Annotated in this window: 17 protein-coding genes and 1 pseudogene; all 18 read left to right on the plus strand. The window is 53.0% G+C overall.

Annotated features, from left to right (window positions below; all coding sequences use genetic code 11):
* Positions 1–364 precede the first annotated feature (364 nt).
* Entirely contained in the window at positions 365–3,157 is a 2,793-nt protein-coding gene (gene gyrA / locus AC56DI_RS11755) for a DNA gyrase subunit A (protein WP_496346324.1), read from the plus strand.
* Positions 3,158–3,259: 102 nt separating this feature from the next.
* On the plus strand, positions 3,260–4,345 hold the full coding sequence (gene serC, locus AC56DI_RS11760) for a 3-phosphoserine/phosphohydroxythreonine transaminase (RefSeq protein WP_496346325.1): 1,086 nt from the start codon (positions 3,260–3,262) through the stop codon (positions 4,343–4,345).
* Positions 4,345–5,442 carry a prephenate dehydratase gene (gene pheA, locus AC56DI_RS11765; protein WP_422587863.1) on the plus strand — a complete coding sequence of 366 codons (1,098 nt, stop codon included), beginning with the start codon at positions 4,345–4,347 and terminating at the stop codon, positions 5,440–5,442. Before serC ends, pheA begins: the two co-directional genes overlap by 1 nt.
* A 160-nt stretch (positions 5,443–5,602) precedes the next feature.
* Positions 5,603–6,712 carry a histidinol-phosphate transaminase gene (gene hisC / locus AC56DI_RS11770; RefSeq protein ID WP_496346326.1) on the plus strand — a complete coding sequence of 370 codons (1,110 nt, stop codon included), beginning with the start codon at positions 5,603–5,605 and terminating at the stop codon, positions 6,710–6,712.
* Positions 6,705–8,936, plus strand: a complete 2,232-nt coding sequence (locus AC56DI_RS11775; RefSeq protein ID WP_496346327.1) for a bifunctional prephenate dehydrogenase/3-phosphoshikimate 1-carboxyvinyltransferase — start codon at positions 6,705–6,707, stop codon at positions 8,934–8,936. Before hisC ends, AC56DI_RS11775 begins: the two co-directional genes overlap by 8 nt.
* Entirely contained in the window at positions 8,933–9,622 is a 690-nt protein-coding gene (gene cmk, locus AC56DI_RS11780; protein ID WP_324519590.1) for a (d)CMP kinase, read from the plus strand. The genes AC56DI_RS11775 and cmk overlap by 4 nt, the downstream gene beginning before the upstream one ends.
* Before the next feature lie 117 nt (positions 9,623–9,739).
* A complete protein-coding gene (gene rpsA, locus AC56DI_RS11785) occupies positions 9,740–11,422 on the plus strand; it encodes a 30S ribosomal protein S1 (protein WP_324519591.1) in 1,683 nt (560 codons plus the stop codon).
* Between the two features lie 496 nt (positions 11,423–11,918).
* Positions 11,919–12,203 carry an integration host factor subunit beta gene (ihfB, locus tag AC56DI_RS11790; RefSeq protein ID WP_324519592.1) on the plus strand — a complete coding sequence of 95 codons (285 nt, stop codon included), beginning with the start codon at positions 11,919–11,921 and terminating at the stop codon, positions 12,201–12,203.
* Between the two features lie 391 nt (positions 12,204–12,594).
* Positions 12,595–13,287 (plus strand): MBL fold metallo-hydrolase, encoded by a 693-nt coding sequence (locus AC56DI_RS11795; RefSeq protein WP_496346328.1) that lies wholly within the window; start codon positions 12,595–12,597, stop codon positions 13,285–13,287.
* A gap of 97 nt (positions 13,288–13,384) precedes the next feature.
* The gene (gene rfaH, locus AC56DI_RS11800; RefSeq protein WP_496346329.1) at positions 13,385–13,900 is read left to right on the plus strand and encodes a transcription/translation regulatory transformer protein RfaH; all 516 of its coding nucleotides are present in this window, start codon (positions 13,385–13,387) and stop codon (positions 13,898–13,900) included.
* A gap of 224 nt (positions 13,901–14,124) precedes the next feature.
* Positions 14,125–15,189 carry an LPS O-antigen chain length determinant protein WzzB gene (locus tag AC56DI_RS11805; protein WP_496346330.1) on the plus strand — a complete coding sequence of 355 codons (1,065 nt, stop codon included), beginning with the start codon at positions 14,125–14,127 and terminating at the stop codon, positions 15,187–15,189.
* Positions 15,190–15,378: 189 nt separating this feature from the next.
* A complete protein-coding gene (locus AC56DI_RS11810) occupies positions 15,379–16,671 on the plus strand; it encodes a flippase (RefSeq protein ID WP_496346331.1) in 1,293 nt (430 codons plus the stop codon).
* Positions 16,604–18,298: an aldolase catalytic domain-containing protein gene (locus tag AC56DI_RS11815; protein WP_496346332.1), complete on the plus strand. Its 1,695-nt coding sequence runs from the start codon at positions 16,604–16,606 to the stop codon at positions 18,296–18,298. Before AC56DI_RS11810 ends, AC56DI_RS11815 begins: the two co-directional genes overlap by 68 nt.
* 9 nt (positions 18,299–18,307) lie before the next feature.
* Positions 18,308–18,706 (plus strand): annotated as a pseudogene (locus tag AC56DI_RS11820) (cytidylyltransferase domain-containing protein).
* Between the two features lie 498 nt (positions 18,707–19,204).
* Positions 19,205–20,170, plus strand: coding sequence for a hypothetical protein (locus tag AC56DI_RS11825; RefSeq protein WP_496346333.1), 966 nt, complete (start codon positions 19,205–19,207; stop codon positions 20,168–20,170).
* 27 nt (positions 20,171–20,197) lie between these two features.
* Positions 20,198–21,658: a hypothetical protein gene (locus tag AC56DI_RS11830; RefSeq protein ID WP_496346334.1), complete on the plus strand. Its 1,461-nt coding sequence runs from the start codon at positions 20,198–20,200 to the stop codon at positions 21,656–21,658.
* A gap of 2 nt (positions 21,659–21,660) precedes the next feature.
* The gene (locus tag AC56DI_RS11835; RefSeq protein WP_496346335.1) at positions 21,661–22,695 is read left to right on the plus strand and encodes a polysaccharide biosynthesis protein; all 1,035 of its coding nucleotides are present in this window, start codon (positions 21,661–21,663) and stop codon (positions 22,693–22,695) included.
* Between the two features lie 3 nt (positions 22,696–22,698).
* The gene (gene wbjC, locus AC56DI_RS11840; RefSeq protein WP_496346336.1) at positions 22,699–23,817 is read left to right on the plus strand and encodes a UDP-2-acetamido-2,6-beta-L-arabino-hexul-4-ose reductase; all 1,119 of its coding nucleotides are present in this window, start codon (positions 22,699–22,701) and stop codon (positions 23,815–23,817) included.
* The last annotated feature ends 9 nt before the right edge of the window (positions 23,818–23,826 follow it).

Here is a 23,826-nt window from a genome sequence, read left to right on the forward strand (position 1 = left end):
AACGCCGCCTCGCACAAAAACTGGCCCGGCCCTTCGGGTTGCGCGCGAAATGGCCCCCGCTGTTGTTGCAGGACTTGATAAGGGAGTAACCATTACCTGCGTCCTGCGCCTAACCGGGGGCCATTTCTCGCAGCAACGCGGCTCGTGATGAAGCGGGAACAGACCCTAGGTGCGAGGCGGTGATTGTGGTAAGCTCCGGCAGTTTTCAGGACGCCCCAGAAGGGGCGTCAAACTGCGCAGATCCATAGCTTAACTCGTTGATTTGTCGTGAGTCGTTGCAGGCCCTGGGGGTCGCAGCGGCGAGCTTCGCCATCGCCTCCAGGGTCGGCGCGAAGTTTCACCAGAAAAAGGAACCAGGCTTCTCATGGGCGAACTGGCCAAAGAAATTCTACCGGTCAATATCGAAGACGAGCTGAAACAGTCGTATCTCGACTACGCGATGAGCGTAATTGTCGGCCGCGCGCTGCCGGATGCACGCGATGGCTTGAAGCCCGTGCACCGTCGTGTGCTGTTCGCGATGAGTGAGCTGGGTAACGACTGGAACAAGGCGTACAAGAAGTCCGCCCGTGTGGTCGGCGACGTGATCGGTAAGTATCACCCGCACGGTGACACGGCCGTGTACGACACCATCGTACGGATGGCGCAGCCGTTCTCGCTGCGCTACCTGCTGGTGGACGGTCAAGGCAACTTCGGTTCGGTGGACGGCGACAACGCTGCAGCCATGCGATACACCGAAGTGCGCATGGCCAAGCTGGCCCATGAGCTGCTGGCTGACCTAGACAAGGAAACCGTCGACTGGGTGCCGAACTACGACGGCACCGAGATGATCCCGGCGGTCATGCCGACCAAGATCCCCAACCTGCTGGTCAACGGCTCCAGCGGTATCGCCGTGGGCATGGCCACCAACATTCCGCCGCACAACCTTGGCGAAGTGATCGATGGCTGCCTGGCGCTGATCGACAATCCAGACCTGACCGTCGATGAGCTGATGCAGTACATCCCTGGCCCGGACTTCCCGACGGCGGCGATCATCAACGGCCGTGCCGGCATCATCGAAGCCTATCGCACCGGTCGTGGCCGCATTCAGATCCGCGCCCGCGCCATTATTGAAGATATGGACAAGGCCGGCGGTCGCCAGCAGATCATCATTACCGAGCTGCCGTACCAGCTGAACAAGGCGCGGTTGATCGAGAAGATCGCCGAGCTGGTGAAAGAGAAGAAGCTTGAAGGTATCAGCGAGCTGCGCGACGAGTCCGACAAGGATGGTATGCGCGTAGTGATTGAGCTGCGCCGTGGTGAAGTGGCCGAAGTGGTGCTCAACAACCTCTACGCCCAGACCCAGCTGCAGACCGTGTTCGGTATCAACGTGGTGGCCCTGATTGACGGCCAGCCGCGCACCCTGAACCTCAAAGACCTGCTTGAAGCGTTCGTCCTGCACCGTCGTGAAGTGGTGACCCGGCGTACCGTGTTCGAACTGCGCAAGGCCCGTGAGCGCGGCCATATCCTTGAAGGTCAGGCGGTTGCGCTGTCCAACATTGATCCGGTTATCGCCCTGATCAAAGCCTCGCCGACCCCGGCTGAAGCTAAAGAAAGCCTGATTGCCACCGCTTGGGAATCCTCGGCCGTAGTGGCCATGGTTGAGCGCGCCGGTGCTGATTCGTGCCGTCCCGAGACGCTGGACCCGCAATACGGCCTGCGCGAAGGTAAGTACTTCCTGTCGCCCGAGCAGGCCCAAGCCATTCTCGAACTGCGTCTGCACCGCCTGACCGGGCTGGAGCACGAGAAGTTGCTGGCCGAGTACCAGGAAATTCTCACCCAGATCGGCGAGCTGATCCGCATCCTCACCAGCGCCACGCGCCTGATGGAAGTGATCCGCGAAGAGCTCGAAGGCGTTAAAGCCGAGTTCGGCGACAAGCGCCGTACCGAGATTCTTGATACTCGTCTGGACTTGACCCTGGCGGATTTGATCACCGAAGAAGAGCGTGTGGTGACCATCTCCCACGGTGGCTATGCCAAGTCGCAACCGCTGGTGGCCTACCAGGCCCAGCGCCGCGGCGGCAAAGGCAAGTCGGCGACGGGCGTGAAGGACGAGGACTACATCGAACACCTGTTGGTCGCCAACAGCCACGCCACCCTGTTGCTGTTCTCCAGCAAGGGCAAGGTGTACTGGCTGAAGACCTACGAAATTCCTGAGGCCTCCCGCGCCGCTCGTGGTCGTCCGCTGGTCAACCTGTTGCCGCTGGATGAGGGCGAGCAGATTACCGCCATGCTCCAGGTCGACTTGGAAGCCCTGCGTCAGCAGGCGCCGGAAGGCGACGAAAGCGACGACATCGAAGGCGTGATTGTCGAGCAGGAAGAAGTTGAAGAGCTGGGCGAAGACGAAGACGGCGATGACGCTGAAGGCTCCGATGAGCCAACCGGCGCCTACATCTTTATGGCAACCGCCAAAGGCACCGTGAAGAAGACGCCGCTGGTGCAGTTCAGTCGTCCGCGCAGCAGCGGTTTGATTGCCCTGCGTCTGGATGAGGGCGATACCCTGATCGCCGCAGCGGTCACTGACGGTGCCCGTGAAGTGATGATGTTCTCCGACGGCGGCAAGGTGATTCGCTTTAAAGAAAGCAAAGTGCGCACCATGGGCCGTACCGCCCGCGGCGTGCGCGGCATGCGTCTGCCCGATGGTCAGTTCATCATCAGCATGCTGATTCCCGAAGCGGGCGCGCAGATCCTCACCGCCTCGGCCCGTGGTTACGGCAAGCGTACGGCAATGGCTGAGTTCCCGCGTCGCGGTCGTGGTGGTCAGGGCGTGATTGCCATGGTCAGCAACGAGCGTAACGGTGCGCTGGTGGGCGCTGTGCAGGTGCTCGATGGTGAGGAAATCATGCTGATCTCCGATCAGGGCACCCTGGTGCGTACCCGTGTCGACGAGGTTTCGTCCCTTGGCCGTAACACCCAGGGCGTAACCCTGATCAAGCTGGCCAGTGATGAAACCCTGGTCGGCCTGGAGCGCGTGCAGGAGCCTTCTGAAGTTGAGGGCGAAGAACTTGACGCTGAAGCGCTGGACGGCGACGACCTGGCTGAAGGTGAAGCAGGCGACGGCGTTCTGGCTGAGCAAGCCGGCGGCGCAGACGCTGACGAGGTTGTCGCCAGCGACGAGTAACAGCAGCAGGGCGGTGCCATCGGGCTGCGATGGCGCTGTCAGTACAAGTCATATCGACCGGCCGCCGTACAGGCGGCCGGTCCTATTACAGTGAGAGTCGATGTGAGCAAACGAGCCCATAACTTCTGCGCCGGCCCGGCCGCGCTTCCCGAAGCTGTTTTGCTGCGTGCCCAGGCGGATCTGCTGGACTGGCAAGGCAAAGGCCTGTCGGTGATGGAGATGAGCCATCGCAGCGACGACTACGTGGCCATCGCGGAAAAAGCCGAACAGGACCTGCGTGACCTGTTGGCCATCCCGTCCAACTACAAAGTGCTGTTCCTGCAGGGTGGCGCCAGCCAGCAGTTCGCCGAGATTCCGCTGAACTTGTTGCCGGAAGAAGGCGTTGCCGATTACATCGATACCGGTATCTGGTCGCAGAAGAGCATCGAAGAAGCTCGTCGCTTCGGCACTATCAATGTCGCGGCCAGCGCCAAGCCGTATGACTACTTCGCCATTCCTGGGCAGAACGACTGGCAGTTGAGCAAGAACGCGGCCTACCTGCACTACGCCAGTAACGAAACAATTGGCGGCCTGCAGTTTGACTGGGTGCCGGAAGTGGGCGACGTACCGCTGGTGGTGGACATGTCTTCGGACATCCTCTCGCGTCCCATCGATGTGTCGCAGTTCGGCATGATTTACGCCGGCGCGCAGAAGAACATCGGCCCTAGTGGCCTGGTGGTGGTAATCGTGCGTGAGGACTTGCTCGGCAAGGCCCGCTCCATCTGCCCGACCATGCTCAACTACAAAATCGCCGCCGATAACGGCTCGATGTACAACACCCCGGCGACCTTCTCCTGGTACCTGTCCGGTCTGGTGTTTGAATGGCTGAAAGAGCAGGGCGGCGTCGAAGCCATGGAGCGTCTCAACCGCGCCAAGAAAGACCTGCTCTACAAGGCCATCGACAGCAGCGCCTTGTACAGCAACCCAATTGCCGTGAACGCCCGCTCGTGGATGAACGTGCCATTCCGCCTGGCCGATGACCGCCTGGACAAGCCGTTCCTGGCCGGTGCCGATGCCCGCGGTTTGCTCAACCTGAAAGGCCATCGCTCGGTAGGCGGCATGCGTGCCTCCATCTACAACGCTGTGGGTCTGGATGCCGTAGAAGCGCTGGTCGCCTACATGGCCGAGTTCGAGAAGGAGCACGGCTGATGTCTGATCTCGATCAGCTCAAGGCGCTGCGGGTGCGCATTGACAGCCTCGACGAGAAAATCCTCGAGCTGATCAGCGAGCGCGCCAGCTGCGCCCAGGAAGTGGCGCGGGTGAAGATGCTCTCGCTGCCGGCTGGGGAAAAGCCGGTGTTCTATCGTCCTGAACGTGAGGCCTGGGTGCTCAAGCACATCATGGAACTCAACCAGGGACCGCTGGACAACGAGGAAGTGGCGCGTTTGTTCCGCGAGATCATGTCTTCCTGCCTGGCCCTTGAGCAGCCGCTGAAAGTGGCTTACCTCGGCCCGGAAGGGACGTTCTCCCAGGCGGCGGCGATGAAGCATTTCGGCCACGCGGTGATCAGCGTGCCGATGGCGGCCATCGACGAAGTGTTCCGCGAAGTGGCGGCCGGCGCGGTGAATTTTGGCGTGGTGCCGGTGGAGAACTCCACCGAAGGCGCGATCAATCACACCCTCGACAGCTTCCTTGAGCACGACATGGTGATCTGCGGTGAGGTGGAACTGCGTATCCACCACCACCTGCTGGTCGGCGAAACCACCAAGACCGACAAAATCACCCGTATCTACTCTCACGCCCAGTCCCTGGCCCAGTGCCGCAAGTGGCTGGACGCCCACTACCCGAATGTCGAGCGCGTGGCCGTGGCCAGCAATGCCGATGCGGCGAAGCGGGTGAAAAGTGAGTGGAATTCGGCGGCCATCGCCGGTGATATGGCAGCCAGCCTGTATGGCTTGACCAAGCTGGCGGAGAAAATCGAGGATCGCCCGGACAACTCCACGCGCTTCCTGATCATCGGCAGCCAGGAAGTGCCGCCTACCGGCGACGACAAGACTTCGGTCATTGTCTCCATGCGCAACAAGCCGGGCGCGCTGCACGAGTTGCTGGTGCCGTTCCATACCAGCGGCATCGACCTGACGCGCATTGAAACGCGGCCGTCGCGCAGTGGTAAGTGGACTTACGCCTTCTTTATCGATTTTGTCGGCCATCACCGTGATCCACTGATCAGTGCCGTGCTGGAGCAGATCAATCAGGAAGCCGTGGCCCTCAAGGTGCTTGGCTCTTACCCGAAAGCGGTACTTTAAAAGCACTTATGGCCGCTTGGCTGATGCATCAGCTAGCGCGCTTTTCTGTAGGAGCCGCTTTAGCCGCGAAATGTGCGACTAAAGCCACTCCTGCAGCGAAAGCAGAGCGCAACGTTGTGCAAAACCCGCTTGGCCGTAACCTGCAGTTCGAGGCGTGTGTATGACCGATTTTCTTGCCCAGGCCTTGCCGGGCGTGCAGAAGCTGTCTCCCTATGTACCGGGTAAGCCGGTCGATGAGCTGGCGCGCGAGCTGAATCTCGACCCGCTGCAGATTGTCAAACTGGCCAGCAACGAAAACCCGCTGGGCCCCAGCCCGCGCGCGCTGGAAGCGATTGGTCAGGCTCTGGGTGAGTTGACGCGCTATCCCGATGGCAATGGCTTTGCCCTGAAAAGCGCCCTGGCGCAACGCTGCGGTGTGCAGGTCAGCCAGGTGACGCTGGGTAACGGTTCCAACGATATTCTCGAGCTGGTGGCCCGCGCCTATTTGGCGCCCGGCTTGAATGCGGTGTTCAGCGAGCACGCCTTTGCGGTCTATCCGATCGTCACCCAGGCCGTCGGTGCCGACGCGCACGTGGTGCCGGCCAAGGCCTTTGGCCATGACCTCGACGCCATGCTGGCGGCGATTGATGCCCAGACCCGTGTGGTCTTTATCGCCAACCCCAATAACCCAACCGGTACCTGGTTTGGTCCGCAGGCGCTTGAGGCATTCCTTTCACGGGTGCCGGAAAGCGTGCTGGTGGTGCTGGATGAGGCCTATATCGAGTATGCTGAAGGCGATGAATTGCCCGATGGCCTGACCTATCTGGCCCGTTACCCGAACCTGCTGGTTTCGCGCACCTTCTCCAAGGCTTATGGCTTGGCGGCGTTGCGGGTGGGTTACGGCATTTGCTCGGCGCAGATTGCCGATGTGCTCAATCGTGTGCGCCAGCCATTCAACGTCAACAGCTTGGCACTGGCGGCGGCTTGTGCTGCGTTGGCCGACAGCGACTATCTGGCGGCTAGTCGCACGATCAACGACCAGGGCATGGCACAGCTGGAAGCGGGTTTCCGTCAGCTGGGTTTGAGCTGGATTGCCTCCAAGGCCAACTTTATTGCCGTGGACCTAGGCTGCGAAGCCATGCCGATTTTTCAGGCGCTGCTGCGTGAGGGCGTCATCGTGCGGCCAGTGGCCAACTACGGTATGCCGACTTACCTGCGCATCTCCATCGGCCTGCCGGCTGAGAATGCTCGTTTCCTTGAGGCGCTGGCCAAGGTGTTGCCCCGTGGCTGAGGCCGTTGCGGCACCGGCGTTGGGTCGGCTGGTGGTGGTGGGTCTGGGTTTGATCGGCGGCTCGTTTGCCAAGGGCTTACGCGACAAAGGCTTGTTTCGCGAAGTGATCGGCGTCGACCTCGATCCCGAATCCCGCCGCATGGCGGTCGAGTTGGGCGTGGTTGATCGCTGCGAGGAAGACTTGGCAGCGGCTTGCGTGGGCGCGGATGTGATCCAGCTGGCGGTGCCGATTCTGGCCATGCAAAAGCTGCTGGGCGCCTTGGCGCAGTTGCCGTTGGGTGATGCCGTGCTGACGGACGTGGGCAGCGCCAAAGGCAATGTGGTCCGTGCTGCAGCGCTGGCTTTCGACGGTGTGCCGCCGCGTTTTGTCCCTGGACACCCCATTGCCGGCTCCGAGCAGAGCGGGGTAGAGGCCAGTAATGGTCAGCTGTTCCGCCGTCATAAGGTGATTCTTACGCCGTTGGCGGATACCGATGGCGCTGCGTTGCAGATAGTTGATCGGCTCTGGCGCGAGTTGGGCGCCGATGTCGAGCACATGGACGTCGAGCATCACGACGAAGTGCTCGCCGCCACCAGCCATCTGCCGCATTTACTGGCCTTCGGTTTGGTTGACTCGCTGGCCAAACGCAGCGAGAACCTAGAGATATTCCGCTACGCCGCCGGTGGTTTTCGTGATTTCACCCGGATTGCCGGCAGCGATCCAGTGATGTGGCATGACATTTTTCTCACCAATCGCGATGCGGTGTTGCGGATACTCGATGCCTTTCGTGGCGATCTCGACGCCTTGCGCGCGGCGATCGACACTGGCGACGGACATCACATGCTGGGCGTGTTTACTCGCGCTCGGGTAGCACGTGAGCATTTCAGCAAAATTTTGGCCCGCAGGGCTTATGTGGACGCTATGCATTCGAATGATCTGATTTACCTCGCCCAGCCGGGCGGCAGCCTGTCGGGCCGGATTCGTGTTCCGGGCGACAAATCCATTTCGCACCGCTCGATCATGCTCGGCTCGCTAGCCGAAGGCACCACTGAGGTCGAAGGTTTCCTTGAGGGCGAAGACGCCCTGGCGACCCTGCAGGCCTTTCGCGACATGGGCGTGGTTATCGAAGGTCCGCAGCATGGTCGCGTCACCATCCATGGCGTCGGCTTGCACGGCTTGCAGGCGCCGCCGGGGCCGCTGTACCTGGGTAACTCGGGCACCTCCATGCGCCTGCTTTCGGGCTTGCTGGCCGCCCAGGCATTCGACACCACCCTGACTGGCGATGCGTCGCTGTCCAAGCGACCGATGAATCGCGTGGCCAAGCCGCTGCGCGAAATGGGCGCGGTGATCGAAACGGCAGCAGAAGGGCGACCGCCGCTGGTGATTCGCGGTGGTCAGCGCCTGACCGGGATGAGCTACGAGATGCCGATGGCCAGTGCCCAGGTCAAATCCAGCCTGCTGCTGGCGGGTTTGTATGCGGCGGGTGAGACGGCCGTTACCGAGCCTGCACCGACCCGCGATCACACCGAGCGTATGCTGCGCGGCTTCGGCTACCCGGTTGCGGTGCACGGCAGTACGGCGACCGTCGAGTCCGGCCACAAGCTGACTGCGACCCATATCGAAGTGCCAGCGGATATCTCCTCCGCCGCGTTCTTCCTGGTGGCGGCGAGCATTGCTGAGGGTTCCGAGTTGTTGCTCGAGCATGTCGGCATCAACCCGACCCGCACAGGGGTCATCGATATTCTTAAATTGATGGGCGCCGATATCAGCCTGGAAAACCTGCGTGAAGTGGGTGGCGAGCCGGTGGCGGATCTGCGTGTACGTGCCGCCAAGCTGCGCGGCATCGATATTCCTGAAGACCTGGTGCCGCTGGCCATCGACGAGTTCCCGGTGCTGTTTATCGCCGCGGCCTGTGCCGAAGGGCGCACCATCCTGCGCGGCGCTGAAGAGCTGCGGGTCAAGGAGTCCGACCGTATTCAGGTTATGGCTGATGGCATGCTGGCCCTGGGCATCCAGTGCGAGCCGACTCCAGACGGCATCATTATTGACGGCGGCGCCATTGGCGGCGGCGAAGTGCACAGCCATGGCGATCACCGCATCGCCATGTCGTTCAGCGTGGCGTCGCTGCGCGCCAGTGCGCCGATTCGCATCCATGACTGCGCCAACGTGGCAACGTCCTTCCCGAACTTTCTCGGGTTGGCGGCTCAGGTCGGCATTCGTGTCGCCGAAGAGGTGCAAGCATGACCACTCTCGCCCCGGTCATCGCCATTGATGGGCCGAGCGGCTCCGGTAAGGGCACGATCGCCGGCATTCTCGCGCGCAAGCTCGGTTGGTGTTTGCTCGACTCGGGTGCGCTGTATCGCTTGCTGGCATTTGCTGCACGTAATCATGGCGTCGACCTGGCCAATGAAGATGCGCTGAAAATGCTTGCCGCTCATCTGGATGTGCAGTTCATCGCCGCCGCTGAAGGTCATGGCCAACGCATCATTCTGGAGGGCGAAGAGGTCACCGAAGCCATCCGTAATGAGCAGATTGGTGCCGACGCTTCCCAGGTGGCCGCCTTGCCTGCCGTGCGCGAAGCTTTGCTGCAGCGCCAGCGCGCCTTTCGCGAAGCGCCGGGGCTGATTGCCGATGGTCGCGACATGGGCACCGTGGTATTTCCCGATGCCCCGCTGAAGGTATTCCTCACCGCCAGCGCCGAGGAGCGTGCCCGTCGGCGCTACTTGCAGTTGAAGGCTAAAGGCGATGATGTTAGCCTTGCGAGTCTGCTAGAAGAGATCCGTGCGCGCGATGAGCGCGACACCCAGCGCGCCATAGCCCCCTTAAAGCCGGCACTTGACGCGATACAGCTGGATTCCACGGAGCTCTCCATCGAGCAGGTGCTGGAACGCATTCTGAGTGAAGTCGCCGATCGCGACATCGCCGGATGAACAAGAAGACAGGCGGGGAACCAGTCCTTGACCGCATGGCTTCTTTAATTGAACGAACCCACATTGTCTGGAATGTGGAGCTGGGCGATTTTCCGCCCCTGATCAACAGGAATTAAAATGAGCGAAAGCTTTGCAGACCTCTTTGAAGAAAGCCTACAGACCCTCAACCTTCAGCCGGGTGCCATCATCACCGGTATCATCGTTGATATCGACGGTGACTGGGTAACCGTACACGCTGGCCTGAAGTCCGAGGGCGTCATCCCGCTCGAGCAGTTCTACAACGACGCTGGCGAGCTGACCATCAAGGTCGGTGACGAAGTGCACGTTGCGCTGGACGCGGTTGAAGATGGCTTTGGTGAAACCAAGCTGTCCCGTGAAAAAGCCAAGCGCGCCGAGTGCTGGATTGTTCTGGAAGCAGCCTTCGCAGCTGAGGAAGTGGTTAAGGGCGTTATCAACGGTAAGGTTAAAGGCGGCTTCACTGTCGACGTTAACGGCATCCGTGCGTTCCTGCCAGGTTCCCTGGTTGACGTCCGTCCAGTGCGCGATACCGCTCACCTGGAAGGCAAAGAACTCGAGTTCAAAGTTATCAAGCTCGACCAGAAGCGCAACAACGTTGTCGTTTCTCGCCGCAGCGTCCTGGAAGCCGAAAACAGCGCCGAGCGCGAAGCTCTGCTGGAATCCTTGCAGGAAGGTCAACAAGTTAAAGGTATCGTCAAAAACCTCACCGACTACGGCGCATTCGTCGACCTCGGCGGCGTGGACGGCCTGCTGCACATCACCGACATGGCTTGGAAGCGCATCAAGCATCCGTCGGAGATCGTCAACGTTGGCGATGAAATCGACGTTAAGGTTCTCAAATACGATCGCGAGCGCAATCGTGTTTCCCTGGGCCTCAAGCAACTGGGCGAAGACCCATGGGTTGCTATCAAGGCACGTTACCCAGAAAGCACTCGCGTAACTGCGCGTGTAACCAACCTGACCGACTACGGCTGCTTCGCAGAGCTGGAAGAAGGCGTGGAAGGTCTGGTGCACGTTTCCGAAATGGACTGGACCAACAAAAACATTCACCCGTCGAAAGTCGTTCAGGTTGGCGACGAAGTGGAAGTTATGGTTCTGGATATCGACGAAGAGCGTCGTCGTATCTCCCTCGGCATCAAGCAGTGCAAAGTTAACCCGTGGGAAGATTTCTCGGGTCAATTCAACAAGGGCGACAAGATCTCCGGCACCATCAAGTCGATCACCGATTTCGGTATCTTCATTGGTCTGGACGGCGGCATCGACGGTCTGGTTCACCTGTCCGACATTTCTTGGCACGAAGCCGGCGAAGAAGCCGTGCGTCGCTTCAAGAAGGGCGACGAGCTGGACACCGTAATCCTGTCGGTTGATCCTGAGCGTGAGCGCATCTCCCTCGGCATCAAGCAGCTCGAAGACGATCCGTTCTCCAACTACGTAGCTGTTAACGATAAAGGCACCATCGTGCGCGGTATCGTTAAAGAAGTTGACGCCAAGGGCGCTGTAATCACCCTGGCTGAAGGCATCGAAGCTGTACTGAAAGCCTCCGAAATCAGCCGTGACCGCGTTGAAGACGCGCGTAACGTTCTGAAAGAAGGCGAAGAAGTAGAAGCCAAGATCATCAGCGTTGACCGTAAGAGCCGCGTAATCAGCTTGTCGGTCAAGTCGAAAGACGTTGAAGACGAAAAAGACGCAATGAAAGAATTGCGTACCAAGCAAGAAGTAGAAACCACAGGTCCGACCACCATTGGTGATCTGATCCGTGCGCAAATGGAAAACCAGAACTAAGTTCAGGTACTCCAGAAAAAGGGCGACTTCGGTCGCCCTTTTTTGTGCCCGCAAAAAAGTAGTTCATGTCCATCCTTGTGGTGTCTGCACTTCTGCACTGCTGCTGTGCTCAGCTTTCGGGCCTGCTGCAGTGGTTGCCTCGCTTCGTCTTCATGCGGGCCTAGTAGACCAAAGCGCCTACGAGCGTCGTGGGAGCGGTCTTGACCGCGAACCTGTTGAACGCAAGCTGCTGCTGGCGTGGGGCGCGCACAGCTATTCGCGCTGACAGCATCCCGCGACCCACAGCGGGTGCTTAGCCCGCCAAAAGCCATGTCGCCACTGCATGCTGTTAGCGCGACAAGGGCAAAAACTCAAACCTGTTGAGGCGAGCGTGCTCGCGATGCCTGCGTTATGGAGGTTGCATAGCATGCTGAAATTGTGGGCTGTTCAAAACCCGTTCAACATGCTAAAAACGATCTACCTAGTGATCTAGCCGCTTGATATAGAAGGGAAAACCATGACCAAGTCGGAGTTGATCGAACGCATCGTTACCCATCAGGGGCAGCTCTCATCCAAGGATGTCGAGCTGGCCATCAAGACCATGCTCGAGCAAATGTCCCAGGCGCTATCGACTGGCGATCGCATCGAGATTCGTGGCTTTGGTAGCTTTTCCCTGCATTTTCGCGCGCCGCGGGTTGGTCGCAACCCGAAGACGGGGGACTCGGTGAGCCTGGACGGCAAATTTGTCCCGCACTTCAAGCCGGGTAAAGAGCTGCGTGATCGGGTAAACGAAGACGAGTGACTGCATCAGGTGAACGACCTACCGCAGGAGCTAGCTTGCTGGCGATCTAGGTTGAGTCAACGCTTTCTCAGGCAGTCGCAGTTGATGCTTCATGACTAGCGGCACACGCGCCTTAAACTCGCAGCAGCAGATTGTATTTTTTTACCCGCATATGACCCAGATTGCTGACGATCTGGGTTGAACCAATACCCTCCCGCTTGTATGCCGCCGTTATGAATCTGGCCTCTTGCAGATAACCCTTCACGCAGCTCTCTAGCTCGTCAGAGTGTGCTCTGCATGGCATAATGCCGCCCGCTAAAATGCTAGCCGGTCGATCAGTAATGCGTTCGTCTAGTAGTCGGTGTCCATGGATGATGTGACGCTGTCATCTGCCCGAGTTAAAGGACTAACCATGAGCTATCCGCACATCCTGTACCACGGCGCCATTGCTGGCGTGACGGGCCCCTGCCATCAGTTGCGGATGGATACACACGTCGTACTTCTCGACTGCTGTCTATTTACTGTCGCGGAGATCTCGCCTGAAGGTCGGGCAGGAGTCAACAGCAGTCCGATTGATTTCTCCTTGAACTGTATTAAGGCCTTAGTCTTCATCCGTGCGTGTATCGATCATGTAGGCCACATTCCATACCTGCTAGCAGCCGGCTTCAAAGTGCCGATCTTATGCAGTCCATCATCGGCCAAGCTGCTACCTGTCGTTATGAAAAATTCATTCAAATTTGGCTTTAGCCGTGATCAGCAGCAGGCTGAGCAATACATCAAGTTGCTTGAGCAGTGCATTATTGCGCTGTCCTATCTACTGTTTGTCGGTTATCAGGCACTTTGGGTCCGCCGGTGTGCCATTCGAATGTATGCCCCATTGGGCGGCTATGTACTTATCGGTAAGGTTCATTACGGCATTCGTGCCAGAATAAGTACTAGCGCTGGTTGTTCTACCCGTACGGACCAGCCAGGGTGGGGGGCTTGTGGCGTAGATGGCCGAGTTACCGTCAGACATTTGTACTGTGCAACGCCGCCTTGCCGCGATTTGAGCGAGCGGTATGGGAATAGGCATCATCGTGATGCGCAGTTGACCGCCCGTTTTTAAGGCACCAATGGCTTCAGGCCTAAAGAGGGTCAAAGACATTCTGTATAGAGGCTTTTTCACATTCAGATGAGTCAAGATCCGGAGCGAATTTACAGCGATGAGCACTGAGCAGTCAGCTTGCACGTCACACCAAGCCGCCTGGTACCTTGTGCAGTGCAAGCCACGCCAAGATGATCGTGCGCAAGAACACCTTGAACGGCAGGGTTACCAGTGTTTTAGGCCGTTGCATCAGTATGAATGCATTGTGCGAGGCCGCCGGAAGGTCAACATTCAATCGCTGTTCCCTGGTTATCTATTTATAGCGCTAGCGGCAGATGCAAACTGGGCACCTCTGCGATCGACCCGCGGAGTGTCTCGTGTGGTTAGCTTTGGTGGTATGCCGGTTGAAGTTGATATCCGGCTGATTTGTCAGCTACAGCAGCGTTCTGCTCAAGAACCCACGCCTGTGCTCCACGTGGGTCAAAGTGTACGCATTTCCGAGGGTGGCTTTGCCGATCTGGACGCCATTTTTTTGGCTATGGATGGCGATGAGCGGGTGGTCTTGTTACTTAATCTGCTCAATCGTCAGCAACAAATCAGTGTTCCGCTGGCCAGTATCACTAAAGCCTCATAAGCAGGCGTGCCCGTTCTCAATCGAGAACGGACGCACCGCAAGTAATACCCGGCAATGTCGGTAAAATCTGTAGCTAAATCGTTTTTAGGAAAGCAACGGTAAATCCTAGGGCGGTAGCGTGTCTGAACTGGGTGAATGTACTTGGATTTTCTTAAACGAAGGTGTGAGGCAGCTAGGCCGAATCAAACAAAATTATTCAATATCGACGTAAAAATGGAGCTCCAGTGAGCACGACTACCCCAACGCCCGTGACTGTAAATAGCGATGAGATCGACTTGTTTGAGCTTGCTCAGAATCTGTGGAAGCAAAAACTGTTGATTAGCGTGGTAACCCTTGCGATTACGGTGCTTGCTGCAAGTTATGCGTTCTTTTCTTCACCCGTTTATGAGAGTCAATCTACAATTCTGCCGCCGCGTTTAGCCGATATTGCCGGCTATAACCTCGGGCGCTCAGAGGCTGGGCTAAAAGAGTTCACGCCTGCAAGTGTCTACTCAATGTTTACTCAGAACTTACGTTCGGACGGTTTGCGTCGTGACTTTTTCGAGCAAGTATATCTGCCAGCCGAAACGAAAGGCCAAGATACAACGGCCAAGGATGAACTTCGTGAGAGCTTCAATAAAAAGCTGAGCATCACCAATCCTGACGCTAAAAACAGCCCTGAGCGATTTGCCGTGACGGCTCAATCTGCCGACCCCGGCCGGGCAGCAGAGTGGGCAAACTTGTATGTCGATCGAGTAGCAAATAAAACCCGGCAAGACATGGCCGACACTGTTGCCACAGAAATTAGTACGCGAGTTCGCTCTATACAAAGCCGAATCGCAGTGCTGCGTGATAGCGCCAAAATGCTCCGCGAAGACCGTATAGCCCGTCTAAGCGAAGCCTTGAAGGTAGCAGATAAGGTCGGCTTGCAAGCACCGCAGGTAAAAGCTAGCAGAACCTCATCGGATGGTGAGCTGGAGCAGTTCGTTGACGGCAACTTGATGTATATGCGTGGTGCCAAGGCCATTCGTGCTGAGTTGGATGTGCTGCAAAATCGCAAGAATGACGACCCCTTCATCGCCGGCCTACGTGACTTGGAAAATCAGTTGGACTTCTTGGCTAAAGTCAGTGTAAGTCCGGATGGCGTTGCGGTGTTCACGCTAGATAGTGCTGCGGAAATATCTGAAACCCCCATTAAACCAAAGAAATTATTGATATTGGTGCTCGGTGTGATTTTGGGTAGCATGCTCGGTGTGTTTTTTGCTCTTATTCGTATCATGTTAATTAAGGGTGTTAATTCTAAATCTTGATTGTTCTCTTGTGCCAGTTGCGGATCTATAAGTAGATAATTTAATGTCTCTTGCGCTCGCGGCTGGTTCCTTGAAGTAAAGATTTTATGGTGTTTTTAGTTATTAAATTATTGGGGTGTGTCTTTTGATGGTGGAGATTTTCGATTTTATTAGTGATTGTTTTTCTGTGGGTGTGGGGTGTTGATTAATATGCTCGATACTATTAGAGGGGGTGTGTTCAAGCGCTATTTCTTTAACTCGTCCTGGATGATGGCTGAGCAGTTTCTACGTATTGTTTCTGGGGTTTTTGTCGGAATTTATATTGCGCGCTATCTTGGGCCTGAGCGCTTTGGTATTTTAAGTTATATTTTGGCTATCTCGACATTTATTACGGCTATTTCTCGCCTGGGAATGGATGCGATATTGGTGCGTGAACTTGTTAGCGCACCAGAAAAAAAACAATCACTCATGGGTACGGCTTTTTGGATGATGATTGTTGCGGCCCTAGTAAGTTTTATCGTGGTTGAGGCTGTGATATGGAATGCGAGTGAGACTTTTGAGATAAAAATCTATACCAGCATCATCGCGGCCAGTGTTTTTTTTACTTCATTTCTAGTAGTTGATTTTTATTTTCAGTCGCAAGTCAAGGCAAAGTATTCTGCAATTTGTAAGTCGCTGGCTTTGTTTTTAGTGTCGGTATTAAAATTGTTCTTGATATTTATTCAGGCTGATTTGATTTGGTTTGTTGTAGCTTTTCTCTTGGATAGCGTGGTGTTGGCTATAATATTCTTCATTGCGGCAATCAAGAGTAAAGAGATTATATTTTTTAGTGTTTTCTGCTGGGCGGAAGCAAAGCAAATGCTAAAAAGTGCTTGGCCGATGGTCATGGGGGCTGTAGCCATTCAGCTGTACATGCGCATTGATCAAGTGATGATTCGTAACATGCTGGGTTTGCAAGAGGTTGGCGTGTACTCTGCCGCAGTGAGAATATACGAGGCTTGGGCCATTGTGATTGCTCTTGTTACCGTCTCACTATTGCCTGCCATTATCAAGTTGAAGCAAGGAAGCTTGGTTGAGTACCACAAAAGATTGCGGCAGTTATTTAGATTGGTCATTTGGTTGAGTGTGCTGTCTGCTGCCGTTGTGACAATGCTAAGTGACTATTTAATGTTATTTGCATTTGGTGTTGAATATAAAGATTCCGCCCCGGTGCTGGATATCATAATGTGGACTTCAGTGTTTGCTGCTATGGGCTCTGTGTCGGCACGCTATTTCAATGCTGAGAAAATGGAGCGGAAATTCGCACTCCGTACAGCCTTGGCTGTCGTAATTAATATCGGTTTAAATTTTGTTCTTATTCCAATTTATGGGATAAAAGGTGCTGCTATAGCGACTCTTGTATGTACGTTTTTTGCAAATTACTTGATGGACTGGTTTGATCGAGATCTTAAAGTACTGCTTAAAATCAAGCATGGAGCTATGTTTGGTCATCCACTCAGCTGAGGAATTTATGCAAAGTAAACCAGTCATATTATTAGACTGCACTCTTCGTGATGGTGGTTATTACAATTCTTGGAATTTTTCTATTGAGCTAGTCGAAGACTATCTCCGAGCCATGTTGAGCATCGGCACCGATTACGTTGAGTTGGGCCTTCGCTCGTTAAATTACGATGGCTTTAAAGGTGGCTGTGCTTATACAACAGATAGCTTTATTCGCAGTATTTCAATTCCGGACGGTCTTAATCTAGGCGTCATGATCAACGCCAGTGAAATACTGGGTCATTTGGATGAGATGCACGCAAAGTTAAGTCGGCTGTTTAGCCCCAAGAGCGATTCACCCATTGAGCTTGTGCGGATTGCTTGCCACGTACATGAGTTTGAAAGAGCCTTGCCGGCAGCAACATGGCTAAAAGAAAAGGGCTACACCGTCGGCTTCAATTTAATGCAAGTTGCTGATCGTGAACTTAAAGAGATAACAGTTCTGGCCGAAATGGCGAGTCGTTATCCATTAGATGTACTCTATTTTGCTGATTCTATGGGTAGCATGTGCCCGGCACACACGCGCCAAGTTATTGAAGCTTTCAAGGCTGGCTGGTCTGGTCCCTTAGGCATACACACCCATGACAACATGGGGCAGGCGCTAGCGAACTCGGTTGCAGCTATTGAGTCTGGAGTGACCTGGGTAGATGGGACCGTTACAGGGATGGGGCGCGGCCCGGGTAATGTCAAAACAGAGTATCTGGTACTGGCCCTTGAGGCCGAGCGCAGTGCCACTACCAATATAACGCCGTTGATGGGGGTGATTCGTAAGCATTTCCAGCCGCTACAGGCACGTTACGGCTGGGGCAGTAATCCCTATTACTATTTAGCGGGTAAGCACGGCATTCACCCGTCATATATTCAGGAAATGCTCGGAGACAGCCGTTACAGCGAAGAAGACATTCTTGCGGTGATTGACCATCTGAAAACCGAAGGTGGCAAAAAGTTCAGCCTTACCACGCTGGAGGCTGCACGACACTTCTACCGGGGGGAGCCAAGAGGCAGTTGGAACCCTATGGACATGATCCAAGGGCGCGATGTGCTGATACTCGGTAGCGGGCCAGGAGTGCAGGCTCATCGCCCTGCACTAGAAAGCTTTATTCGTCAGCAGAAGCCGTTCGTTATCGCGCTGAATACCCAACTTAGCCTGAGTGATGACCTCATTGATATCCGCGCCGCCTGTCACCCAGTGCGATTGCTCGCTGACTGCGAAGTCCATGCTCGCTTACCCCAACCGCTAGCTACACCAGCCTCCATGCTGCCGGATGATGTGCAGTTAGCTTTGGCGGGTAAACAATTACTGGATTTTGGCTTGAGCGTACAGGCTGGCTCTTTTGCCTTTCACGCGCATTATGCGCAACTACCGACCTCACTCGTGATTGCCTATGCCCTAGCGATAGCTACAAGCGGTCGGGGAAGGTCAGTCTACTTGGCTGGTTTTGATGGTTATGGCGCGGATGACCCTCGTCGACAAGAGGCAGATAAAGTGTTCCAAGCGTACCGAAGTGCGGCGGGCGCTCTGCCCCTATTAGCAATAACTCCCACGCTTTACGAGCTTTCAAGTACTTCTGTCTATGCGCTCAATGCTTAGGCATACGATATGAAAACGGTCATCATCCCGGCCCGGATTAAATATTCACGTTTCCCAGGAATGCCGCTGATTCCTCTTCTTGGTAAAAACATGATCTTGTGGGGGGGGGGGGGCAGAGCTGAGCGCTAGAGCTTTGCCAAAGAAGGCCGCATACATTGCCTGCGAAGATGAGCACATTGCTAAAGTACTCGCAGATGCGGGTTTAATGCCGTGATGACCAGTGATCAAGCGCTCACCGGTGCCGATCGGTTGGCTGAAGCTGCCCAACTGATAGCCGAGGATATTTATCTTAATGTGCAAGGTGTCGAGCCGCTGCTAAACCCCAAAGATATCTTAAAAGTCCTTGAGGTCAAAAAACAGTATCAGTCTGAAGTGGTCAATGACTATTGCCCAATTAGAGCGGTATAAGATAAAAATAGCATCTGTATCTCTAAAGTGATTTTTAATGAAGATCAGCACATGGTGTATATGCCTCACCAAGTGCCGACTAACTTAAAAGGAAACAAGGCGCTCTACCTTAATGTTACAAAAAATGATGTATATATACACTCAGTCGGGCGGATCTATTGATCCATGAAAATTTTTTGGCAGAAAAGCACCTTCGGACAATGCAAGGATATTGAGATTCTTCACTTTCTTGAATGGGGAATAATAATTCGTATGGTGTGAAACACAGCCAGGGAGTTGTGAGCGATTTATTTTTTGTGCTGATAGAGTGATTTTAAATATTTACAGAGAAGAGTGTATTTAGCTGAAAATTTTAGATGCGATCAATGGGGTGTTGAGTTGACTTAATTCTGGTTATGAAAAGTTGGCTTTGAGGTTGTAAATTTGATGGTTTAATATTGAGTCTGTCGACTTTTTTGTGATGTCGTTTCGAAGTTTTTTATTATTCAGGTAGTGGTTATGCATGTTAATGCTGCAAAGCTTTATTATGGTTTAAAAATATTTTCCTATTCGTGTGTCGTTCTGATTGTTTTTTTTGGCAGTTACTATGTTGGGCCTTTTTATGTGTTGGGTGATCAAATTCATTACAGGAAAATATATGAGGGTTTAAGCGGATTGGCTCTAGGAGATGCATATGTTTTCTATACAGGCACTATAGATTCACTAGAGTTTGTCCACTTTTTTTTGTCTTGGTTGGCAAGTCCTTATCTTGAAAAAGATCTCTTCATCGCGATTTCAAATTCTTTACTTGCATGGGTGTCGTTAGCGCTTTTCCAGCGGTGGAAAGCTTCTCTTTATGTTGCGACCTTTCTTACTTTGACAAATTATTATCTGATAGCTATGTATTTCTCAGCCGAAAGACTAAAGTTTGGCTTCATTTTTGCTGGGTTATCGTTTTTATATATTGATAAGCTAAGATCATTTTATGTGTTTTCATTTCTCGCGCTGATATCGCATGCGCAGACGTTGATAATATATTTTTCAATTTTTTTTAAATTTCTTTGTGCTCAAATATTTAGGGTGGTTATTACTAAGCGAATTTCAAGTGCTTTCTTGGTTTTGGCGTTGCTGCTATTAATCCCTGTCGGTCTTGTTTCGGGTCAATTGGTCTCAAAGTTTAATTCCTACTATAATGGCTTTCGAGGTGTCGAGGAGTTAGTTAGGGTGTTTGTTTTTTTTACCTTAAGTGTCTGGTATGCGAAAAATAAAGTTGAGGCTGTATTGGTTTTTATCCCGCTAATAGTGATTGTATTTCTCGTGGGAGGGGATCGTGTTAATATGATGGCGTATTTTGTTTTTTTATATTACGCACTGCCTGTGAATAGAGGGCTAAATGTAGGCGTTTTGTTGACTGGGCTGTATTTTGCATACGGGACATTTGGATATGTTTCAAATATTTTTGAATATGGTAGCAATAAGCCTTAGAGTTTGAATATTAGCCCAGGAGAGGAAATGGTGAAGAATATAGTTGAGTATACTGAGCTTTCTGGGTTGAGCCATAAGTCTGAGGGCCGTGAGGACTCTTTTGATTCGATATATTCTGAGAGGTTTATTGAAGATATTAACTCAGAGGCTACATCAGTAGGCTTCGCGTCTAATTATATAAATGAGATTTTCATGCATTTTTACTTGAGGGTGGCAGAGGCAGCCTCAACGTTGAATAGCAGTGGTGCAGATGCTATTTTATTTAGGCAGTACAAAGGTGTGTGGTCACTTCATGCTGCTGCAGCAAGACGTATAGGCTTGCACATATGCAATCTTGGTTTTTTTTATTATTATTTTTTAAGTTGTATGTTGTATGTTGTATCACTCATTGTTGTAGTGGCCAGCTCGTTGATCATTCCTGCGCTGACACTTCTGAAAAGCAGAGGACGGGCGAAAATTAGCTCTCCTGCTTTTTCAATTATTCGTAGCCCTGCATCGTTCGACAAAATGCGATTCCTGAATGATTCGGGAGCTGTAGCATTCTATTATGATGATCTATTTCAAAAGAAATCCTCGTCCTCATCAATGTATTCATTCGGAGGGATGGGTGAAAGATTTTTTTCGCTGTTCGTCGTTCCAGTTATGGCCGTTCGCGATTATTTTTTGATCTTAAGTGAGTCAAAGCGACTGCTGGGTGGATGGTACACAGGGTATGTACTGTACTATTTTTCAAAGCGAATCGCTCACACGTCAAATTTTGCGTACCATCTTAATCTGATTTTTAAAAGCAGTCGGGTCGATAAATATTATACGGGCAACAAAGAGGATAGGTTTGCAATACTTGAAATGCGGCTATGCCAAAAATACTCGATAAGTTCTGTCTGCGTTCCGCATGGTATTGAATATGCATTTAAGACACCTGCAGGTTTGGCGGGTGATATTTTTTACTGCACAACGGAGTATGCACGCAAGCATTTGTCTGAGTTGTATGCGACTGATGGGAAATTTGTGTATGACGAGGAGGTTGCTCGTAACATGTTCTCGCGCGGCCGGAGTGTTGAACCCATATATGAAATTGTATTTTTTCCAGAGTCGAGGGATGTTGGGGTAAATATATCTATCTTAGACTACCTGGTGGGTATGGATTACAAAATTTCAGTTAAGCTGCACCCTAAAGATAATTTAGAGCATTATAATAAATATGCTGGTCGTGTGGTGTTTGTTAGCGATTTTAGCTCTTCTATTTCTAATAAAATTTGTTTAGCAAGAAAATCTACGGTGTTGGTAGAGGCAATTTATAATAATTCTATAGCGATAGCTATTTTGGCAGATCCAAGAGATCGGGCTTATGTTGAGCGAATGCTACCTGCTTTGACTGATTCGCAAATCAAAAAAGTTTATTCGTTTGACGAGCTGTCTTGCGTGCTGGCTGAAGTTAAAGCGACGGTTCGGCAAAAAAATACAGATTTTAGTGCGGGGAGGGTATAGATATGTTTAGAGGCAAAAAGCTACTCATAACCGGTGGTACGGGTTCTTTCGGTAATGCGGTTCTGAAGCGTTTTTTGAATACGGATATCGAAGAAATTCGTATCTTTAGTCGCGATGAAAAAAAGCAAGATGACATGCGTAAACGCTACGCTAACGCTAAATTAAAGTTTTACATCGGCGATGTTCGCGACTATCAGAGTATCCTCAACGCCACTCGTGGCGTGGACTACATATTTCACGCGGCAGCGCTGAAGCAAGTGCCATCCTGTGAGTTCCATCCCTTGGAGGCGGTCAAAACCAATGTGCTCGGCACTGAAAACGTGTTGGAGGCAGCTATCCAAAACGGTATCAGGCGTGTGGTCTGTCTCAGCACGGATAAAGCGGTTTACCCAATCAATGCTATGGGTATTTCAAAGGCGATGATGGAAAAAGTGATGGTCGCCAAATCGCGTAATGTCGAAGACAGTAGGACAGTGATTTGTGGTACCCGTTACGGCAATGTTATGGCCTCTCGAGGCTCGGTGATTCCGTTATTTATTGAGCAAATTCGAGCGGGTCTACCTCTGACATTGACCGATCCAAACATGACGCGCTTCATGATGACATTGGCGGATGCCGTGGATCTGGTGCTGTATGCCTTCGAGCACGGAAATAATGGCGATATGTTCGTACAGAAGGCGCCTGCTGCAACGGTGGAAGTTTTGGCCCAGGCGCTGACTGCATTGCTTGGCAAGCCTGAACATCCGATTCAAATTATTGGCACGCGTCATGGCGAGAAGCTTTACGAGGCGTTACTCAGCCGTGAGGAAATGGCCTGTGCAGAGGACCGTGGTGAGTATTATCGCGTACCGCCTGATTTGCGTGATCTCAATTACGGTAAGTTTGTGGAGCAGGGTGAAGAGAAGATTTCTCGCACCGAAGATTACAACTCCCACAACACTGAGCGTTTAGATGTCGAAGGCATGCAGCGCTTGCTACTTAAGTTGGATTTCATGCGCGCTATTCAACGCGGTGAATACGCAACCGCTGAGGAATAAGCGATGAAAGTGCTGATCACTGGCGCCGATGGCTTTATTGGCAAAAATTTAATTACGCACTTGCGTGAGCGCAATGATGTCGAGCTTTTGCGCTTCACGCGTGGCGACGATCCAAGCTTATTGCCGCAGTTGATCCTTGATGTAGATTTCGTATTTCACTTGGCGGGTGTGAACCGGCCAGAAGATCCACAAGAGTTCCAAAGTGGTAATACAGATCTCACTCAAGTGTTATGTAATGCCATAAAGGCGAGCAAAAAAATGCTGCCAGTGCTTTACACATCATCAAGCCAGGCCGAACAGGAAAATCCTTACGGTATTAGTAAGCGTGGTGCTGAAGAGGCTTTGCTGGAGTTGGTAAGCATCTGCGGTACTCCGTTACATATATTTCGTTTGCCAAACGTTTTTGGGAAGTGGGCGCGCGCAAATTACAACTCTGCGGTGGCTACCTTCTGCCATAACATCACTCGTGATTTACCAATTCAGATTAATGACCCGACTGCTTGCATTAACCTTGTGTACATCGACGATGTGGTGCGTCATTTCATCCATGTCATGGATGGGAAGTTGGTAGACGGTCCGTTTGTTAGCGTCGAACCACAATATAGCATCACCATAGGTGATCTTGCCGAACAACTGTATAGCTTCCGCGACAGCCGTAAGTCGATGATTACTGAGCCCGTTGGTACCGGACTGGTAAGAGCGTTGTACTCTACCTATCTAAGTTACCTGCCGGCCGAACGATTTGCCTACGATGTGCCTAAGTACGGCGACTCACGTGGTGTGTTCGTTGAAATGCTTAAAACTAAAGACTCAGGCCAGTTTTCGTTCTTTACGGCCCATCCTGGTATTACCCGCGGCGGGCATTATCATCATTCAAAGACCGAAAAATTTCTTGTTATAAGGGGGCGAGCTTGTTTTCGTTTTCGCCATATTGTAACGGGTGAATTTTACGAATTATTAACCACGGGTGAAGCGCCTCAAATCGTCGAAACCGTGCCTGGCTGGACTCATGACATCACCAATATTGGTGACGAAGAAATGATTGTCATGCTTTGGGCCAATGAAATTTTTGACCGTGAACACCCAGATACCTTTACCTGCGCTGTGGGGACTGAGGCATGAGCGGCTGTG

It is taken from the genome of Pseudomonas sp. BGA-UO-ETr-WB11, assembly GCF_059567785.1.

What these genes read in the sequence shown, in the direction of transcription:
- AC56DI_RS11825 (WP_496346333.1), top strand. Translation starts at nt 19,205, where the DNA reads ATGCATGTTAATGCTGCAAAGCTTTATTATGGTTTAAAAATATTTTCC.
- rfaH (WP_496346329.1), top strand. Translation starts at nt 13,385, where the DNA reads ATGAGCACTGAGCAGTCAGCTTGCACGTCACACCAAGCCGCCTGGTAC.
- hisC (WP_496346326.1), top strand. Translation starts at nt 5,603, where the DNA reads ATGACCGATTTTCTTGCCCAGGCCTTGCCGGGCGTGCAGAAGCTGTCT.
- AC56DI_RS11810 (WP_496346331.1), top strand. Translation starts at nt 15,379, where the DNA reads ATGCTCGATACTATTAGAGGGGGTGTGTTCAAGCGCTATTTCTTTAAC.
- gyrA (WP_496346324.1), top strand. Translation starts at nt 365, where the DNA reads ATGGGCGAACTGGCCAAAGAAATTCTACCGGTCAATATCGAAGACGAG.
- ihfB (WP_324519592.1), top strand. Translation starts at nt 11,919, where the DNA reads ATGACCAAGTCGGAGTTGATCGAACGCATCGTTACCCATCAGGGGCAG.
- AC56DI_RS11835 (WP_496346335.1), top strand. Translation starts at nt 21,661, where the DNA reads ATGTTTAGAGGCAAAAAGCTACTCATAACCGGTGGTACGGGTTCTTTC.
- rpsA (WP_324519591.1), top strand. Translation starts at nt 9,740, where the DNA reads ATGAGCGAAAGCTTTGCAGACCTCTTTGAAGAAAGCCTACAGACCCTC.
- wbjC (WP_496346336.1), top strand. Translation starts at nt 22,699, where the DNA reads ATGAAAGTGCTGATCACTGGCGCCGATGGCTTTATTGGCAAAAATTTA.
- AC56DI_RS11795 (WP_496346328.1), top strand. Translation starts at nt 12,595, where the DNA reads ATGAGCTATCCGCACATCCTGTACCACGGCGCCATTGCTGGCGTGACG.
- AC56DI_RS11830 (WP_496346334.1), top strand. Translation starts at nt 20,198, where the DNA reads ATGGTGAAGAATATAGTTGAGTATACTGAGCTTTCTGGGTTGAGCCAT.
- cmk (WP_324519590.1), top strand. Translation starts at nt 8,933, where the DNA reads ATGACCACTCTCGCCCCGGTCATCGCCATTGATGGGCCGAGCGGCTCC.
- pheA (WP_422587863.1), top strand. Translation starts at nt 4,345, where the DNA reads ATGTCTGATCTCGATCAGCTCAAGGCGCTGCGGGTGCGCATTGACAGC.